The following is a 319-nucleotide window of genomic DNA, read 5'->3' as shown; positions in this document are numbered from 1 at the left end:
GCCGAGTACGGCGCGGCGAAGGTCTACACCGCCGACGCCGGGGAGTTCGCCTCCCAGCTCGTCGTCCCGAAGGTCGACGCGCTCACCCAGATCGCCAAGGCGGCCGGGGCCGCCGCGGTGCTGGTCACCTCCTCCGGCGAGAACAAGGAGGTCGCCGCCCGCACCGCCCTGCGCCTGGGCTCTGGCCTGATCACCGACGCCGTCGACGTCGAGCAGGGCGCGGGCGGCCCCGTCGCCACCCAGTCGGTGTTCGCCGCGTCCTTCCAGGTCAAGTCGACCGTGACCACCGGCACCCCGGTCATCACCGTCAAGCCCAACA

General features: G+C 72.7%; 1 pseudogene. It reads left to right on the top strand.

Going from position 1 to position 319, the window contains the following annotated elements:
* Nucleotides 1-319 (top strand): annotated as a pseudogene (locus tag OO57_RS38090) (electron transfer flavoprotein subunit alpha); the annotation flags it as partial.

Origin of the sequence: Kitasatospora phosalacinea (assembly GCF_000717185.1) — a bacterium.
GTDB lineage: Bacteria > Actinomycetota > Actinomycetes > Streptomycetales > Streptomycetaceae > Kitasatospora > Kitasatospora phosalacinea_A.
This window is presented reverse-complemented; position numbering and strand designations above follow the sequence as displayed.